Source organism: Klebsiella sp. Shm-1, assembly GCF_040804525.1.
Classification (GTDB): Bacteria; Pseudomonadota; Gammaproteobacteria; order Enterobacterales; family Enterobacteriaceae; genus Klebsiella; species Klebsiella pneumoniae.
On sequence record NZ_CP161823.1, the window covers coordinates 2,549,955 to 2,567,798 of the forward strand.

Consider the following 17,844-nt stretch of genomic DNA (forward strand, 5'->3'; position numbering starts at 1 on the left):
CTAGCGGCGGGTAATGTGCTTCACATTGTACTTACTGGTGTTCTGGTAGATCTCTGAGAAATCGACGATCGCCCGGTTCTGGGCGTAGCTGATCGACTGCACCCGCAGCAGGAGGCTGTTTGGCGCCACCTGCAGCAGCTCCGCCTGCTCACGGGTCGCCAGCACCGGGGTATAGCTGCGGTGGCTCTCGATGATGGTGATATGGCACTCTTTTTTGAAATAGTTGAACTTAGACTGCTCGAGGTTACCCACGCTGAGCCAGGGGAAGGTGGCGAAGGGGATATAGCTGTTTTCCACCAGGATTGGGACCTCATCGATCAGCCGCAGCCGTCTGACGTAATACACTTTCTCCCCCGGCTGGATCTTTAACTGCTGGGCAATGGCTGGCGGGGCATCAAGCAGCGTAAATTCAATAACTTTGTTACGGTAGTTGGTGACGCCCACCACCTGCATCTGGTAGTTAAAGCCCTCCAGTTCCCCGCCATGATAGTTACTTTTACGCACAATGCAGGTTCCGCTGCCGTGCCGCCGCGCGATCAGCTTTTCTTCCTCCAGTAGCGCCAGCGCTTTGCGCAGCGTCATCACCGAGACCTTCAGCTCCGCGGCGAGCGCTTTTTCGCTGGGCAGCATATCGCCGACGGCATAGTCGTCGCTGTTGAGGCGGGCCTTCAGTTCAGTGGCAATCTTTTTATAAATCACTTTTAGATGTCTCGATGGAGTGGCGCCAGTCAACGGTAGACATGAATAACTTTATGTAATTAAATGATTATTTTTATCTTTCAGCGAAAAAATCAACAATGACACATCTATAAATCACGCCATATTTATATATCTGTCCAGCAACAATATATATGACTTTCGTCACAGATGGCCCTTTTCCTGCTCGGGTTCCCGGTGGTCTGCTCCTAGTCTGATAAGCCTATTCATCAGGTGATGACAGCGGTCTGCAAAGACGAGAGGACAACCATGATTGGAGTGAAAAAGCTTCAGGACTTTTCCAAGGCGATGATCGGGCCGGTGCTGTATCTGCCAGCTATCGGCCTGTTGATCGCCCTGTTCAGCATGACGACCAACCGGCTGTGGGTGGATGAAAGCAGCGGGCTCTACCTGATGGGGAAATTTGTCTCCAGTATGCTCTGGGCGCTGATGAACCATCTTGGGTTTCTGTTCTGCCTTGGGCTGGCCAGCGGTCTGGCGAAAACCCGCAAGGCCGAAGCGGCCTTCGTGGCGGCCATGACCTGGCTGATGTACCTGGCGGCGAATAATAGCTGGCTAACCCTCACCCATCGCCTGGCGACCGGAGCCACCAACGCGCAACTGTACGGCAGCGGACAAACCTTTATCTTCGGTTTTCAGGTTATCGATATGGGCGTATTCCTTGGGATTATCCTTGGCTGCGCTGTCGCCTTTGTCCATAATCGCGTGGTTGGGATTGAGTTTCGCGGCGCGCTGTCGATCTACGGCAACAGTAAGCTGGTGCTGATCGTGATGCTGCCGCTGGTTGGCATGTTCGCCATCGCCACCGTCTATCTCTGGCCGGTAGTGGAGCTGGGCATCTCGGCGCTGACCGGCTTTATGAAATCCTTTGGCGCCATCGGGGTCTTCCTGTACGGCTTTCTCAACCGGTTCCTGATCCCCACCGGGCTGCATCATCTGATCTGGTCGCCGTTCGTTTTTACTTCTATCGGCGGTCAGCTGCTGATCGATGGTCAGACCGTCATTGGCGCTAAGCCTATTTTCCTGGCCGAAATCGCCCGCCACCCCGTTGACGCGCTCAGTGATTCCGCCCGTTTCCTCACCTATGGGATGGTGAAGATTTTTGGCACCGCCGGCATGGCGCTCGCCTTCTACCGTACGGCGAAAGCGGAGAATAAGCAGCGGCTGAAAGTCACGCTGATCCCCTTGATTGTTACCTCCGTCCTGGTGGGGATCACCGAACCTTTTGAGTTTCTCTTTATCTTCACCGCCCCATTGCTGTGGCTTATCTACTCCCTGCTGGACGGTTTTTTCCAGATGCTGGCCTGGCTGCTTCACGTCAGGGTCTGCGCCACTAACGGCCTCATCGATTTCGTCGTCTATAACCTCCCGGCGGGAGTCGGCGCGACGCGCTGGCCGGTGTTTGTCGCCCTCGGTCTGCTGGAAACCGCGACCATGTACCTGGTCGGCACCTTCTGTATTACCCGTCTGCGGCTGCTCACCCCGGGCCGCGAAACCGCAGCCGAAGATGAGCATTCGCAACAGGCTAATAGCGAGCATCCGGATAAAGGCGCGCTGGTGATTGCCGGGCTGGGAGGGAAAGAGAATGTCTGTGCGGTGGGCAACTGTTTTACCCGTCTGCGGGTTGATGTGCGGGACCCCGCCCTTATCCAGCAGACGCTGTTGAAAGAGAGCGGCGGGAGCAGCGTGCTGATTAAAGGAAACCATGTCCAGGTTATCTATGGCCTGGGAGTTAACAAAATTCGAACGGCGGTCAACGCCAGTCTGGGTGTTATTGAATAACGAGGTGGTAAATGAAAGATAATTTTGTGGTCACCATTGCCGGCGGCGGCAGTACTTATACCCCTGGGATTGTGATGATGTTACTGGAAAATATGTCGCGCTTTCCCCTGCGGGAGATCCGTCTGTACGACAACCATCACCAGCGTCAGAAGACTATCGGCGACGCCTGCGCCATCCTGGTGGCTGAACGCTTCCCACAGGTGAAGTTCAGCTATACCACCGATCCGCAGGCGGCCTTTACCGACGTCGATTTCGTGATGGCGCATATTCGCGTTGGCCTGTATGAGATGCGGGAAAAGGATGAAAAGATCCCGCTGAAATATGGCGTGCCGGGCCAGGAGACCTGTGGTCCGGGTGGGATTGCCTACGGTATGCGCTCGATTGCCGGGGTGCTGGAGCTGGTCGATTATATGCAGCAGTACGCTCCAGGGGCCTGGATGCTCAACTACTCCAACCCGGCGGCTATCGTCGCGGAAGCGACCCGTCGCCTGCGGCCCGACGCGCGCATCATCAACATTTGCGATATGCCGGTGGCTATCGAGGGTCTGTTCGCCGACATCCTCGGCCTGCCGTCGCGCAAAGCGCTGAACGTTCGTTACTATGGCCTGAACCACTTCGGCTGGTGGACCAGCATCACCGATAAAGCCGGTAACGATTTGATGCCGGCGCTGAAGCGTCACGTGGCGGAGCAGGGATACAGCAGCCCAAAAGAAGACTTTCAGCATAAGGCGCCGAGTTGGATCGAGACCTTTAAAAAGGTGAAGGATGTGTTTGCCCTCGATCCGACGACGCTGCCTAACACCTATCTGAAATACTATCTCTACCCGGACTATGAAGTGGCGCATTCCGACCCGGAGTTTACGCGGGCCAACGAGGTGATGGCCGGACGCGAAAAAGAGGTCTTTGATATGGCCCGGGAGATCACCCGTCGCGGCACGGCGGAAGGCGCGCATTTCCATGCCGGGGCCCATGCCACCTTTATCGTCGACCTCGCCTGCGCCATCGCCTTTAACACCCAGGAGCGGATGCTGTTGATCGTCGAGAACAACGGAGCCATCGCCAACTTCGATGAGACGGCGATGGTGGAAGTCCCCTGCCTGGTGGGCGTTAATGGTCCGGAACCGCTGGCGATGGGGAAAATCCCGTCATTCCAGAAAGGGTTGATGGAGCAGCAGGTGGCAGTTGAGAAACTGGTGGTTGACGCCTGGATTGAGGGCAGTTACCAGAAACTGTGGCAGGCCATCGCCCTGTCGAAAACGGTGCCCAGCGCTTCGGTGGCGAAAGCCATCCTCGATGAACTGATCGTCGCCAACGAAGGCTACTGGCCCGCACTGCACTGATCTTTTTCGTGATGGGTAAGATGCAGAGAATCCCCCTTCTCTGCATTTTTACCCGGTGTTTCCCCCGGTGATGCATTCATCCTTAACCTCCGCCCCCGTGGGCAAAGCGAACCGCTCATTTCCCCTTCAGACCGGAGGTAAAAGGCCTCTATCTTCATTTTGCCCCGATCGTGACAATGAAATATAAATTCTATTCTTCAATATTATGGCGTAAAAATGTGATCTGCGTAGTATTCTCCGATTTACATTAACCCACTGAAAACAACATCGTTATTACCTCACTGTAAATTTAACCTGCTTTTCATGGGGATATACTCCCTTTAGCCTTTGTGATTGGCTTCATGCATTTACCATTCTGCAACACTGATTTGAAATTAAATTTTCATAATGTGATCTTGTTGCATGTTCATTCCATTTCTTTGTGCCATATTCTTACCACGGTAAATCGCCGGAGCGACAGCAACGTGCCACACCAGAGCGCTGTTCATCGGCAAATGTCGTCGCGACTGACGCACTAAAGACCGCTAACCCGCAAAGGAGAACGGATATCGACTACATCCATGTCAACACCAAGCCGTAAACCTCTTTGACCGCCATTGCTTAGCGTACCCTGCCTTGTGCTGAGCAATTACACAAAGAAGAAAATCATTTAATTCAGTTAGATACGACAACACAGGCGTGATAAATCCTGACTGGGGAGATGTATTTTTATCTTGTGTCGTTCAACAAAATAAAGGGACTACCATGTCATTTATAACAAACCTGAACCAGCAACAGAGAAAACGACTTCATCAGATCACCTTAGTGGCCACCTTCGGCGGCCTGCTTTTCGGTTACGACACCGGCGTTATCAACGGCGCCTTTTCCTCACTGAAGCAGTACATGGCGCTGACCCCAACCACCGAAGGGCTGGTAATGAGCGTTCTGCTGGTCGGCGCCGCGCTGGGCAGCGTGTTTGGCGGCAAATTTGCCGATTACTTCGGCCGGCGTAAATATTTACTCTTTCTCTCCTTTGTTTTTCTCATCGGCGCGTTGCTTTCCGCCGCGGCCCCCGATATCACTACCCTGCTGATTGCCCGCGCCCTGCTGGGCTATGCCGTCGGCGGCGCTTCGGTCACCGCCCCCACTTTTATTTCAGAAGTGGCGCCTACCGAGATGCGCGGCAAGCTGACCGGCCTGAATGAAGTCGCCATCGTCATTGGCCAGCTGGCGGCGTTTGCCATCAACGCGATCATTGGCATCATCTGGGGCCATCTGCCGGACGTCTGGCGCTATATGCTGCTGGTACAAGCGATTCCGGCCATCTGCCTGTTCGTTGGCATGTGGCGCGCGCCGGAAAGCCCGCGCTGGCTGATCAGCAAAAATCGTCATGATGAAGCGCTGCATATCCTCAAACAAATCCGCCCGGCGGAACGCGCGCAGAAGGAGTACGATGACATCTCTACCCTGATCAAAATTGAAGCTGGTAATAAGTACAGCGCCCAGAGCACCTTTGCGACGATTGTCAAAACACCCTGGATCCTCAAAATTTTGCTGGTCGGCATTACCTGGGCCGCACTGCAGCAAACCACCGGCGTTAACGTCATTATGTATTACGGTACGGAAATCCTGAGTGCCGCCGGTTTCTCAGAGCGTACTTCGCTGATCTGCAACGTGCTGAACGGTGTTTTCTCCGTGGGCGGTATGCTGATCGGGGTACTGTTCCTTGTCGACCGCTTCAAACGTAAGACAATCATCATCTACGGTTTCGCCATTATGGCAACCCTGCATCTGATTATCGCCGCTGTCGATTACACCCTGGTGGGTGACCTGAAAGCTACCGCCATCTGGCTGCTGGGCGCGCTGTTCGTCGGCGTGATGCAGGGCTCCATGGGCTTTATTACCTGGGTGGTATTAGCCGAACTGTTCCCGCTGAAATTCCGCGGACTGTCGATGGGGATCTCGGTATTTTTCATGTGGATCATGAACGCGGTGGTCAGCTATCTGTTCCCGCTGCTGCAGGCAAAACTGGGCCTTGGGCCAGTCTTCTTTATCTTCGCCGCCATTAACTATTTAGCCATTCTTTTCGTGGTCTTTGCCCTGCCCGAGACCTCCAATAAATCGCTTGAGCAGTTAGAAGCAGAGCTGTCAGCAAACCATGAAGATAAAAAATCCACTCGTCTCACCAGGGAGGTTGGTTATGATCGATAACATCACGCTGGATAATCTGCATATTGGCTGCAAAGCCAGTAATAAAGCGGAAGTCATCGCCATGATCGGCGCGGAGTTTAAAGCCAAAGGCTATGTCAATCAGGAATGTGTCCACTTTCTGCTGGAGCGTGAACATCAGGTCTCGACCTTTTTAGGCAATGGCATCACCCTGCCGCATTTGCCGAAATCCGCGACGGATATCATCCTTAAAACCGGGATTGAGATCTATCAGTTTCCTGATGGCGTAATCTGGGATCGGAGCAATGTAATGTTTATTGCCATCGGCGTGATCGCGAAAGAGAAAGAGCATATTGACGTACTCAAGGAAATTGCCTCGATATTTAGCGATGAGCTGATCGCTAACGCACTGTCATTAATCTCCGACAAACATGATTTCCTGAAAATTCTGCAGCATAACGCCTTGCCCCATTAAGTATGACACCGACCGGAGCTCTGGCCCCGGTCGGATTTTCACCCCTCGCCCAGCAAACATGGCGAATAATCTGATTCTCCCCGTTATAACCTCAATGGCAATAATAACCAGAGAAACCAACGTATTGCTACTTGCTTGAAGTACGCACGTTACCGCAGGCATCTCATAACTAAAATCCCATTAAAACAATGAGTTAAATATTCTTCAGGGCTGCTGACCCTCAGGTTTATTGCTCGCGCTGTTAGCACCGTACGCCAGTGATTCCTGCGGTATTCCATTAGTTTTGATTTATATCAATACCTGTTCGATCGTTAAAATGCATTTTACAGCGCGATTATTTTAGCAGGGTGAATACGACATTGGTTTTACGATTGGGATATTTATTTAGCCGACCCGCAAGTCTGTGGGGATGGCTGATGTGTAATGCGTTTAACGGTATTGCGATTGTCCTCTGCTTTCGTGGCATAAGCAGCGTCACCGGTTTCAGCGAGGCGATCTGGCAGGTCATCATCACGCTGGCTATTATCATATCGACCTGGTACAGCGCTAACTATTTTGCTGCGCTGGAAGCTCGACGCGATAAACGACGCTATCTGCTGCTGGCCTGGGTGGTCATGACCATTCTGTTGAATTTTATTCACCTTGGCGGTGGTTAACGCCATTTATTAAAGGATCATACCATGACGCTGGCGATGCTGTTGGTGCTTATCAGCCACCATAAAGGGCTGACGCTCTTGCTGATCGTAATTATTGCGCTGCTGTTTATTGCGCTCACTCCGCTGGTCAAAAAACTGTTGAGTCACCTTCACGATCGTTCCTGAATTTTCTTTTATGACCGCCTACAGGGGGCCTTCTCTTCGTCATCTCCGTTTATCCCGCCACCCGCTCCCCCAGCATACAGTTTGTGGCAACGCCAGAAAAAGAAATGAGAACCATTATCATAAAAGCTGTGCTAACGTGTCAGCCCAACAATAACGCCAGAAGCAACAAAACAGGGGGACAGACGAGGTGAAGTTGAGTTCAGGGAGCATCACAACAGGTCGTACGAGCGGGCTGCTGACGCTGGCGATTGGCGCACTCTTCTACAGCAGCGGCAGTATTGCCCGGCCGGATCTTCAGCCGCTGGGGCCGAACATTGCGGATAAAGGGTCGGCGTTTTACCACTTTACGCAACGCCAGTATGACTCTGCCGATGGCGAACGTCACTACCGGGTATGGACCGCAGTGCCGGACAAAGCCCCGCCCGCCGCCGGCTATCCGGTACTATATATGTTGGATGGCAACGCGGTGATGGATAAACTCGACGACGCGTTTCTGCAGCAGCTCTTCGCCGGCTCCCCGCCGATGATCGTCGCTATCGGCTACCAGACCGCGCTGCCCTTTGATACCGCAGCCCGCGCCTGGGATTACACCCCACCGCTAAAGACGCATGAGCCTCGCGCCGGGAAACCCGCGCTACCGCCGCGTAAAACCGGCGGCAATGATGCTTTTCGCCAGCTGCTGACCGAAACGATGGTTCCCCAGACGGAAGCTAACCTGAAAATAGATCCCCACCAGCGCGCTATCTGGGGCCACTCCTACGGCGGATTGTTTGTGCTCGACGCGTGGAGGAAGGCTTCGCCGTTCGGGATCTACTATTCCGCCAGCCCGTCGCTAGGTCAGGCCCTGCAATCGCCTTTGCAGGCAAGCCAAAGTCTTGATGCCGTCCGCTTTCGCGGGAAATCGCTGTACCTACTCGAGGGTGACGGTAAAGCCCGTGGAGAGCCGTCCGGGCACGAGGCCTCGCTTGAGGTGTTGCGTCAAACCCAACAGCAGCTTGCCAGTAAAGGGTTGACCGTAGCCTTCTGGCGCTACCCCGGCCTGACGCACGGTCAGATGTTCGAGGTCTCGCTGCGCTCGGCGCTGCTGCATCTTTCCGGGCAGGCAGCGCTTGCGCATCAATAACGCCCTTACGCCCACCAGCGGAGGGTGGGCGCATCAGCGCCGGTCGGGCAGGTGTTTGATATCGACCGGCTCGCCGAACAGAAATCCCTGCATCTCGTCACATCCCTCCTCTTCGAGGATCTGCAGTTGTCCAGCCGTTTCCACCCCCTCGGCGATAAGCGGCGTATTGATCGAATTGCCCAGCGAAATAATGGCTCGCACGAATGAGCGTACCTGAGGGTTGCTCTCCACATCTGTCATAAAGCTGCGGTCGAGTTTGATGACGTCGAAATGAAAATCGCGCAGCATGCTCAGGGAGGAGTAACCGGTGCCAAAGTCATCCAGCGCAATACTGATCCCCATTTTTTGCAGATGATGCAGAACGCTGAACGCCAGCTGTTTATTGATCACAAACGCCGTTTCGGTGACCTCAAACTCCAGCAGACTGACCGGGTAGGCGGTACGCATCAGGATCTCGCGGACTTTTTCGATAAAGCTACGATGGCGCAACTGCACCGGAGAGATATTGACCGAAACTTTTCTGTTCAAACCATTTTCCAGCGATTCGTTACACACCTGCTCGAGCACCCAGTAACCTAAGGGCACGATAGCGCCGCTCTCTTCGGCGATGGGAATAAACACGTCCGGCGGGATCGTCCCCAGCTGCGGATGCTGCCAGCGCAGCAGCGCCTCGTAACCGGTGATGCTACGATCTTTGATGTTGCGGATAGCCTGATAGTGGAGCGAAAACTCCCCGGCGTGAATACCGCGCCGGATATCGGCGGCCATCATATTGCGCTGCCGCGTCTTGTCATCCATTTCACGTTCATACCAGCAAATCTTATGGTCGAGGCTGCTTTTTGCCCGATACATAGCCAGATCGGAATTGCTCAGTATCGTATTAATATCCGTGCCGTCCTCCGGGTAGACTGAGATGCCAATGCTGGCGGAGAGAACCACTTCCGTCGCGGCAAACGTCTGCTTACCGCTGAAGCAGTGCCACAGGCGCGCAGCAAAGGCATCCACTTCCCCCTCATCGGAAAAAGGTTTAACGGCCACAAACTCATCGCCGCCGAAGCGGGCGACCATCTCCTCCTTCTGCAGCGTTTTGAGAACGGCGCCCGCCACGCGCTGCAGCAGCTGGTCACCAATCAGATGGCCCTGCAGATCGTTAATCTCTTTAAATTTGTCTAAATCGATCGTGAAAATGGCAAAGCGGCGGGCATCATTTCCAGTGATCAGCTTCTCCACCCGTTCAAAAAACTCCACCCGATTGGGTAAACCGGTTAACGCATCGTAGCGCGCCATCCAGGCGATGCGGTCGTTAATCGCCTTCTGTTCACTAATGTCGCGGGTAATTTTGGCAAAACCCAGCAGGGTGTTCTGCTCATCGCGGATGGTATCGATCATGACATGCGCCCAGAATCGGGACCCGTCTTTGCGATACCGCCAGCCTTCCCCTTCAAACTGCCCGCTACGCAGGGCGATTTCCAGGTTTTTTGCGGGTACACCGGAGAGTTGCTCAGCTTCGCTATAGAAGAGACCGAAGTAGCGACCGATGATCTCGTCGCTCAGGTACCCTTTTGCCCGGCGGGCGCCCTCATTCCAGCTAATGACCGTGCCGTCGGCGCTCAGCATATAGATGGCATAATCTTTAACGCTTTCAATAAAGTGGCGATAGGCAATATCCGTCAGGTGATCGTTACTCATGGTACAGCGCTCTCTGTGGCTTGATCGTGGCAAAACGCATTAGATATAGCAGAATTACTCCTATTAAGAATACAAGGATATGGCCTTTTGTTGGCCTCTTTCTGACCCGGACACCGCAGTAGGCGCGGCGGACGCTCTCGTTAAGCGTAGTGGACCAGGCCGTCCGAAGGAGTGATATTCCCCGCGATTTTTGCACTTAGGTCGCCCACTAATAGTTACTTTTATTGATTAAAAAGTTTGATTGAAAGAATAAATAAAAGGAGTAATGTTAATAATACTTTCTATGGAGGTTAAATATGTTGCGTGATTATTTAAAAGTGGAAAAAGAAGACCAGCTTGTTGAACAACAGAGTCGGCATGACAATAGCCAGCATTATTCTTCGGTGACCGAATGGGTTATTTTAAGTAAAGATGGCCAGCGCAAAGGCCGGGTATCCCTGTTCGACCGCTTCACCACCCGCCGCTCCTGGAGCGACAGTTTCCGCATTACGCAGTTCGATAATGCGGGTAAAGTGGTGGTGGATAAACTCACTGACGCGCTGTAAATCCTTCGGATTCCCGGCCTGACGGGAGAATATTAATACGCAAAATTAACACCTGCATAAAATATATTGATGCGTCGCCATCATGTTATTTTCTTTCTGCATACCGATAATCTAATGGGTAATTTTCGCCATGGTGCACAGCGCGAATTTTTAACCCGAAAAAATGCTGAATATAAGCCCGCTGGTCGGGCTTTTTTGCATGGTGCTCGCCATCCACGCCACAAAATGCCAAGGACATCCCGCGCTGGATTGTATACGATGTATATACGAATCATTACGGTATATATCTATGGGAATCGTCAAAATCTCCGATCTGCTGCACGATGATATTCGTGATGCCAGCAAAGCCATGTCCCGCTCCGTCAATGCCCAGGCGGAATACTGGATCCGTCTGGGCATGATGAGCGAACTCTACCCTGAGCTTAACCACCAGCAGATCAAACTGCTGATGCTGAAATCCGGCTCTGACCGTCTGCTGGAGGTGATCAATGCCATCAATAATCATTAAAACCGCCGACGAACTCGCCCGGCAGCGCCATGCCGGCCAGCTGCTGGCGTCGGTGTTTGATATGCTGGATACTTTTATCGTTCCCGGCGTAACGACGATGGCGATTAACGATCGAGTGGAAGATTTTATCGTCAACCAGCTGCACGCCCGCCCGGCCAGCAAGGGGCAATACGATTTTCCCTATGTGTTGAACACTTCCATTAACGATGTGGTGTGCCACGGGATCCCCAAAGCGACCGAACATCTGCGCTCCGGGATGATTGTTAACGTCGATATCACCCTCGAGAAAGCGGGCATGATTGCCGACTCCAGTAAGATGTACCTGATAGGCGATGTCTCCCCGCTGGCCCGCCGGCTGGTAAAGACTACCTATGAAGCGATGTGGAAAGGCATTGAGGTGGTGAAGCCTGGCGCGACGCTGGGCGATATTGGCCACGCTATTCAGCGCTGGGTGGAGGAACATGGCTATAGCGTGGTCAGAGAATATTGCGGTCACGGCGTCGGTCGGGAAATGCATGAGGAACCGCAGGTGCTGCATTACGGCCGCCCCGGAGAAGGCGCCGTGCTGCAGGAAGGCATGGTGTTCACCATTGAGCCGATGGTCAACCAGGGCGACAGCCGTATCAAAACCAAAAAAGATGGCTGGACGGTGGTTACCCGCGATAAAAAACTCTCCGCGCAATGGGAGCACACCGTGGCCGTCACCGCCAACGGTTTTGAGGTGCTGACGTTACGCGACGATGAACAGTCGCGGATCCGCTGAGTTGCTTCCCTTTCTCTATGACGGTGGGCCGCTTTCCGATCCCGGAGCTCGCTTGGGCGCCAGACGACACCTGATTCTGCCGCCGGGCGGCGGCAATAATTGTTTTCATGAATGATTTTCTGCGCGCGCGCCTGCCCGCTGGTTATGGCTGATGCGCGCATAAACCGCACAACGGTTTATCCTTTACCTTCTTGCATCAGCTTACTCTTCATTGCCTTTATCCCGCCTTAGCGATAGCGAATAATGACATCCGCTTCACTATGCTGCGCATTTCGCCAGTGAATACTGACCTCACCACGATTGTCCGGCATGGCGTAGCGAGGACGGTTGTTTGTCAAGGCGACCTGTTCCGGTGAATGGTGCTGGCACGAGACATCGATACGATCGTGCCGGGGGGCGATAACACAGGCCGGATTGATGACCCGTCCTGAAAAATGAACCTGCCCGGAAAGCGCAGCAGACGACGCCAGCGGCGCCAGGCACAGACATAGCAGAGCGAGACGGAATGGAGACATAGCAATCTTCCTTGATAACGGGTGACACTGCGCGGCACAGCATCGTTTCTGTGCCCTACAACCTGCGGCTTCCTGCCGTCACTCCACGCTACTGCAAAATAGCGGCAGCGTAAATGATTATTCCGGGCCACCCGGTCAACTGCCGGGATTAACAGCAACTTTTTCGTAAAATTTGCTCAGAACAGTTATCTCCCGGAAATAATGCATTATACGTATGGGACTCTTTTTAATATTTAATGAGATTATACTTACACCAAAAAATAAATAATGTTACAGCTTAATACATCTTATCAATGGGCCTTTACGATGTTCTCCGTATAATCCCGCCCCCGACGGTAATATACATTAGCGATGCTTACCGTTTTTTGTGAACAGAAATAAAAAACATGCTTTAAAAATGTTAAATGCTTTTGTTAACTTGTGATTATTTAATAAGGTTTGAGTATGAAAGAAAAAGGCACCCTGCTGGTTGTTGGTTCACTGCTGGCCTTAAGTCTGGCTACTGTGACCACCGCCCGCGCGGCGGGTACACTGAATTTCACCGGTAAAATTATTAACGAGTCCTGCCAGATCGCCAATAACGGTGGCGATGTTAATGTCGATTTTGGCAACGTCGATATGTCGGCGCTTAAATCCCATGAAGCGAAAACCGCAGAAACGCCGTTCACTATCAACCTCACCGGTTGCCCACTGGCGCAGAACATCAGTATCAGCCTGGAAGGTACTCCGGACACCAACGCTAACGGCACCAGCGCCGCCGTGCTGGCGCTCTCCGACGCCGCGGATACCGCCAAAGGGGTGGGCATTGAAGTCTTCTCTTCCCCTGACGGCTCAACGGAAGGCACTCAGCTGACCTTTGACAAGCAGAGCAAAACGGCGGTTTCGCAAGCCGACGAAAACGGTGATATTGCATTTAACTTTATCGCCGATCTGAAGAGCGATTCCTCACAGGATGTCACCGCCGGCAATATTAATGCCACGGCCAATATTGATATTGTGTACGAATAGAATGTCCTGATTGCCATTTTCCAAGGGCAGCGTCCCCCTGCCCTTATTCTCATTCCTCGTGACCGGATCCTCAATTATGCAGTGTTATAAAGCGGCTTTTATCCTGAGCCTTCTCTTTTGCCCGTTCCTGGCGTCTGCCGCCGGGGTTGCCATTGCCGGCACTCGTGTCATTTATAATGAACAAAGCCATGAGGCAGACATCACGGTAAAAAACACCAATCCTCACGATCCGGTGCTTATTCAGAGCTGGGTAGACGATCTGGCTGATAATAATAAATCACCGTTTATCGTCACCCCGCCATTGTTCCGTCTGGATGCTGGAGACAGCAACGATCTGCGCGTGTTATTAACCTCGCCGCAACTGCCCTCTGACCGTGAGAGTTTATTCACCCTGAATATCAAAGTGATTCCCGCCAATACCGCGCCGGCTGGCGAGAACATTCTGCAATTTGCTATTAAGAATCAACTGAAGCTCATTTATCGCCCGGCAGGGCTCCCTGGCTCGGCGCTCGACGCGGCGCAGCACCTGCGCTGGCGGGTCAGCGGCAACCACCTGCAGGCGGAGAATGCCTCCCCCTATTATGTGACTATCACCACGCTCAGCTGCGCGGGCCAGAACCAGAAAACGCCGCTTGAGCGCAGCGTGATTGCTCCTCACAGCCGTGAAGAGTATGCCCTCCCCGGCGAGGCCTGCGCCCGCGAGGTGAGCTGGCGCATTCTGGATGACTTTGGCGCTGTGCAGACGTTTAGCGCCCCCGTTTCGGCGCACTAAGCGTCTGATGTCGCGATGCGCCACGGCCCGGCTCATACCGTTACCGTCGTCAGCCTCTCCATCCTGCTGGGCGGACAGAGCGCGCTCTTGCACGCCCAGGCGACCTTTAATATGGATCTGCTGGAGAAAAACGACCATTTGCCGGCAGTGGATCTGCAACGCTTCAATCAGCAGGCGGGCCAGCCGCCAGGCGACTATCCGGTGAGCTGGCAGGTCAACGGCGTCACGCTGGACGCCCGTAAGACCGTCACGTTTCGCCAGAACGATCGCGGACAGCTCACGCCCTGCCTTAAGCCGGAAGATCTGCTGCAGGCCGGAGTTAACCCGGCCGTGCTGTCCCAGGCGCCCGGCGCAACGTCCCGCTCATGTCCCGAACTCAACGCACTGCTGCCGGGCAGCACGGTCAATTTCGATTTTGCTCATCAGCGGCTGGTAATGACCATTCCTCAGGCGCTGATGACGCACCGGGCGAGGGATAATGTTCCCTCTGCGCTGTGGGACGAAGGTATTAGCGCCTTTCAGAGTAACTATCGTTATTCAGGCGCCAGCCAGCGTACCCGCGAGGGCAGCACCGAGCGCGATAACTATCTGATGTTGAAAAGCGGCGTGAACGTCGGCGCCTGGCGCCTGCGCGCCAGCAATAGCCTGACCGCCAACAGCGATGATAAGCCCCAGTGGACGACCAGCGGCGCCTGGCTTGAGCGCGACCTGACGCGCTGGCAGAGTGAACTGACCCTCGGGGATACCTTCACGTCGGGCGATGTGTTTGACGCGGTACAGTTTCAGGGAATATCCCTCGCCTCCAGCGATGCAATGCTCCCGGACTCGCAGAAAGGTTTTGCCCCGACCATCCGCGGGATTGCCAGAACCAACGCCCAGGTCACTGTTCGGCAAAATGGCTACGTGCTGTATCAAACCTACGTCACCCCCGGCGCGTTCGTGATTGACGATCTTTATCCCACCGCCAGCAGCGGCAATATTGAGGTTGCCGTCAAAGAGTCGGATAGCGAAATCCGCCGCTTCACCCAGCCGTATGCTTCGGTGACCAGCATGCAGCGCGAAGGCAGCCTGAAATACAACCTGGTCGCCGGGCGCTACCATAGCGACGATGCCAGCCAGCGGCCGTTGATGATGCAGCTGTCGCTGATGCGCGGGTTCGCCCATAACCTGACGCTGTTTGGCGGACTGCAGAGCGCGGCGCAATACCATAACCTCTCGCTCGGCGCAGGACAGGGGCTGGGAGAAGCCGGGGCGCTCTCGCTGCAGCTGTTAAACGCCCGCGACCGGCACCAGCAGGATCCGATCGATGGCCGGGCCTGGCAGCTCCAGTACAGCAAAGGTTTTGATCGTCTCGGCACGCAGTTGACTTTCACCGGCTGGCGTTATTCGCATCAGCGCTATGCCACGCTGAGCGAGGCGTTTTCCAGCCCGGGTAGCGACGACGACCTGCAGGATAGCGACAACAAAAAAGCAACCCTGCAAATCACCGCCAGCCAGAGCCTGCCGTACGATATCACCCTCTATCTGAGTCTCGACCAGGACAGCTACTGGTCAGGGGGCGCCACACAGCGTACCGCCAATATGGGGATCAGCAGCCAGGTTAACGGTATCGCGTGGTCGCTCAGCTACAGCGACTCCCGCAGCAGCCACGGTGACGAGGAGGATGACGAGCCGCATTCCGACAAAGTGGTGACGTTGTCACTTTCCGTGCCGTTGGGCCACCTGCTGCCGGGGAGCTATGCCGGCTATACCCTGACCTCCTCCCGCCACAGCGTTGGCAGTCAGATGGTCAGCCTCAACGGCACATTGCTGGACAATCACGCGCTTAGCTACGCCGTCAGCCAAACCCGCGATCGGCAAAACGGGTCCAGCGGCAGCCTGACGGCCGGGTACAGCAGTGGAAGGGGCGATCTGAATCTCGGCTACAGCCACGATTCGCAGGCCGCTCGTCTGAACTACGGCGCCAGCGGGGGCATTCTGATTCACCGCCACGGGGTAGTCTTTACGCCGGAAATGAATGGCGCTGTCGTCCTGATTGACGCCGGTGGCGCCGGGGGTGTGACCCTCGCCAACCAGAAAACCATCGCCACCAATGGTGACGGGTACGCCGTGCTGCCCTTCGCCACCGCCTATCACCGCAACGACGTCTCTCTCGACAGCCATTCGCTGCCGGAGAATGTGGATCTGGCCAACAGCACCGTGACGCTGGTCCCTACCAAAGACGCGGTGGTTCTGGCGCGCTTTCACACCCACGTTGGCTATAAGGCGCTGTTTACGCTGCAGTCGCGGGGACAACCGCTGCCCTTTGGCAGCGAAGTACGCGCCAAAGACACCAACAGCATCGTTGCCAGCGAGGGTCAGGTGTACCTGGCCGGCCTGGCGCCAAAAGGCCCCCTGTATGCGCAATGGGGGCCAGGCCCTCAGCAGCGCTGTAGCGCCCGCTACGATCTCACCCCGACGCTGGCGCAGACCCCCCATCCACTCATCTTACAGCAGACGTTATCATGTCCTTTTTAACTCTCCTGCGTCGGGTCGCCCTGACGCTGTTATTCACTCTGTTACCGGCCGCCAGCGGATGGGCCTGTACGCCAGTGTTTGTCCGCGGCCAGGCCTCCACCCTTCGGCTGAACGTGGGGCAGCTCACGGTTCCGGCTGACGCCAGACCCGGCACCCCGCTGTATCATAAAAGTTTCGCCTGGAACCGCCTTAGCGACGGCGGCGAACAGTGGATCCGCTGCGCGGACGACCCGCACGGGCTGTCGCCGCTGCTGCTGGACAGTCTGCTGTCCGGGGGAGTGACGCGACCGACGGTTTATCAAACTAATCTCGCCGGCATTGGCGTTCGCGTATCGCTGCGTGCTATCGGCAGCTATGGCGGCTTTCCTGACCGGCCGACGCCCTCGCCGTTTAGCCAACGGGTGGACAATCCCGCCGCCTTGCCCGATGCGGTGTGGAAACTGGGCTATTTCCGCCTGACGATTGAGCTCATTAAAACCGGTCCCGCGGCGACGCCGGGCGAGCTTGAGTATCACAGCGAGCGCTTTTTAATGGCGGAGCATACCCCGCTGGCCGCGTTAGACTTAACCGGCAGGATCAGCACCGCGGGATGTTCAGTGAATGACGCCACGCCAGCCCTGATCAAGCTCCCTGCGGCGATGCTTGACCACTTCGGCGGCGTCGGCAAAACCACCGGCGACACCCCTTTTGCGCTGCAGCTGGATTGCAACAGCGCTGTCACGATTTCCCTGCGAGTTGACGGCGCGGAGCCCCTCTCCGCCCGGGGGCATGGCGTTCTGCGCAATGACGCCACCGACGATCGGGCGCAGGGTATTGGCGTGCAGTTGCTTTACCATCGTCAGCCGGTCGTACTGAATCATGAGATGACGCTGGACAGAGCGAGCGCGGGCCGGTTTACCCTGCCGCTCACTGCCCGCTACTACCAGACACGTTCCCGGATCACCGCCGGTCAGGTGTCGGCCGTTGCGACCTATACCTTGCATTATGACTAGGCGATGGCGAACCGACGGATGAAGCGGATAAGGAATTGCTCTGACCGGCGAATCGTAAGAGAATAGCGCCTACACGCGACGATCTGAGTACACGGGAGTTCATCATCAGCCATTCTCGTCGATTCCCCT

17 protein-coding genes are annotated in these 17,844 nt (G+C 55.0%); 14 read left to right on the forward strand and 3 right to left on the reverse strand.

Annotation, left to right across the window (positions count from 1 at the left end):
• Complete coding sequence (locus tag AB1E37_RS12515; protein ID WP_032436345.1) at positions 1-699, reverse strand: GntR family transcriptional regulator; 699 nt, start codon at positions 697-699, stop codon at positions 1-3.
• A 267-nt stretch (positions 700-966) separates the two neighbouring features.
• On the opposite strand from AB1E37_RS12515, the gene AB1E37_RS12520 reads away from it, so the two are divergent.
• The 7 genes from AB1E37_RS12520 to iroE all read left to right on the forward strand — a co-directional run bounded on the left by AB1E37_RS12520 (position 967) and on the right by iroE (position 8,406).
• On the forward strand, positions 967-2,499 hold the full coding sequence (locus AB1E37_RS12520) for a PTS transporter subunit EIIC (RefSeq protein ID WP_032436343.1): 1,533 nt from the start codon (positions 967-969) through the stop codon (positions 2,497-2,499).
• Positions 2,500-2,510: 11 nt separating this feature from the next.
• Positions 2,511-3,839: a 6-phospho-alpha-glucosidase gene (locus tag AB1E37_RS12525; protein WP_004151635.1), complete on the forward strand. Its 1,329-nt coding sequence runs from the start codon at positions 2,511-2,513 to the stop codon at positions 3,837-3,839.
• 744 nt (positions 3,840-4,583) lie between these two features.
• Positions 4,584-6,029 (forward strand): sugar porter family MFS transporter, encoded by a 1,446-nt coding sequence (locus AB1E37_RS12530; RefSeq protein WP_004143440.1) that lies wholly within the window; start codon positions 4,584-4,586, stop codon positions 6,027-6,029.
• Positions 6,019-6,462: a PTS sugar transporter subunit IIA gene (locus tag AB1E37_RS12535; RefSeq protein ID WP_002904819.1), complete on the forward strand. Its 444-nt coding sequence runs from the start codon at positions 6,019-6,021 to the stop codon at positions 6,460-6,462. The genes AB1E37_RS12530 and AB1E37_RS12535 overlap by 11 nt, the downstream gene beginning before the upstream one ends.
• Before the next feature lie 416 nt (positions 6,463-6,878).
• The gene (locus tag AB1E37_RS12540) at positions 6,879-7,118 is read left to right on the forward strand and encodes a hypothetical protein (RefSeq protein ID WP_002904816.1); all 240 of its coding nucleotides are present in this window, start codon (positions 6,879-6,881) and stop codon (positions 7,116-7,118) included.
• A gap of 24 nt (positions 7,119-7,142) precedes the next feature.
• Positions 7,143-7,283: a hypothetical protein gene (locus AB1E37_RS12545; RefSeq protein WP_002904814.1), complete on the forward strand. Its 141-nt coding sequence runs from the start codon at positions 7,143-7,145 to the stop codon at positions 7,281-7,283.
• A gap of 187 nt (positions 7,284-7,470) precedes the next feature.
• The gene (gene iroE / locus AB1E37_RS12550) at positions 7,471-8,406 is read left to right on the forward strand and encodes a siderophore esterase IroE (protein ID WP_032436341.1); all 936 of its coding nucleotides are present in this window, start codon (positions 7,471-7,473) and stop codon (positions 8,404-8,406) included.
• 33 nt (positions 8,407-8,439) lie between these two features.
• On the opposite strand, the gene AB1E37_RS12555 is transcribed toward iroE, so the two are convergent.
• Positions 8,440-10,095, reverse strand: coding sequence for a bifunctional diguanylate cyclase/phosphodiesterase (locus AB1E37_RS12555; protein WP_004143447.1), 1,656 nt, complete (start codon positions 10,093-10,095; stop codon positions 8,440-8,442).
• A 296-nt stretch (positions 10,096-10,391) separates the two neighbouring features.
• Here AB1E37_RS12555 and AB1E37_RS12560 point away from each other — a divergent pair, with 296 nt between their 5' ends.
• The 3 genes from AB1E37_RS12560 (at position 10,392) to map (ending at position 11,911) form a co-directional block, all read left to right on the forward strand.
• Positions 10,392-10,640, forward strand: a complete 249-nt coding sequence (locus AB1E37_RS12560; protein WP_002904810.1) for a hypothetical protein — start codon at positions 10,392-10,394, stop codon at positions 10,638-10,640.
• Positions 10,641-10,929: 289 nt separating this feature from the next.
• Positions 10,930-11,148 carry a ParD-like family protein gene (locus AB1E37_RS12565; RefSeq protein ID WP_002904808.1) on the forward strand — a complete coding sequence of 73 codons (219 nt, stop codon included), beginning with the start codon at positions 10,930-10,932 and terminating at the stop codon, positions 11,146-11,148.
• Positions 11,129-11,911, forward strand: a complete 783-nt coding sequence (gene map / locus AB1E37_RS12570; protein WP_019705667.1) for a type I methionyl aminopeptidase — start codon at positions 11,129-11,131, stop codon at positions 11,909-11,911. The genes AB1E37_RS12565 and map overlap by 20 nt, the downstream gene beginning before the upstream one ends.
• A 227-nt stretch (positions 11,912-12,138) precedes the next feature.
• Here the strand turns inward: map and AB1E37_RS12575 are convergent, their stop codons facing one another.
• The gene (locus AB1E37_RS12575; protein WP_004176193.1) at positions 12,139-12,426 is read right to left on the reverse strand and encodes a hypothetical protein; all 288 of its coding nucleotides are present in this window, start codon (positions 12,424-12,426) and stop codon (positions 12,139-12,141) included.
• A 444-nt stretch (positions 12,427-12,870) separates the two neighbouring features.
• On the opposite strand from AB1E37_RS12575, the gene AB1E37_RS12580 reads away from it, so the two are divergent.
• From AB1E37_RS12580 to AB1E37_RS12595, 4 genes are all read left to right on the forward strand, one after another.
• Positions 12,871-13,434, forward strand: coding sequence for a fimbrial protein (locus AB1E37_RS12580; RefSeq protein WP_004143457.1), 564 nt, complete (start codon positions 12,871-12,873; stop codon positions 13,432-13,434).
• Positions 13,435-13,510: 76 nt separating this feature from the next.
• A complete protein-coding gene (locus AB1E37_RS12585) occupies positions 13,511-14,206 on the forward strand; it encodes a molecular chaperone (RefSeq protein ID WP_023285117.1) in 696 nt (231 codons plus the stop codon).
• A 15-nt stretch (positions 14,207-14,221) separates the two neighbouring features.
• Entirely contained in the window at positions 14,222-16,723 is a 2,502-nt protein-coding gene (locus tag AB1E37_RS12590; RefSeq protein ID WP_367777085.1) for a fimbria/pilus outer membrane usher protein, read from the forward strand.
• A complete protein-coding gene (locus AB1E37_RS12595; RefSeq protein WP_032436338.1) occupies positions 16,711-17,715 on the forward strand; it encodes a fimbrial protein in 1,005 nt (334 codons plus the stop codon). The genes AB1E37_RS12590 and AB1E37_RS12595 overlap by 13 nt, the downstream gene beginning before the upstream one ends.
• Positions 17,716-17,844 lie beyond the last annotated feature (129 nt).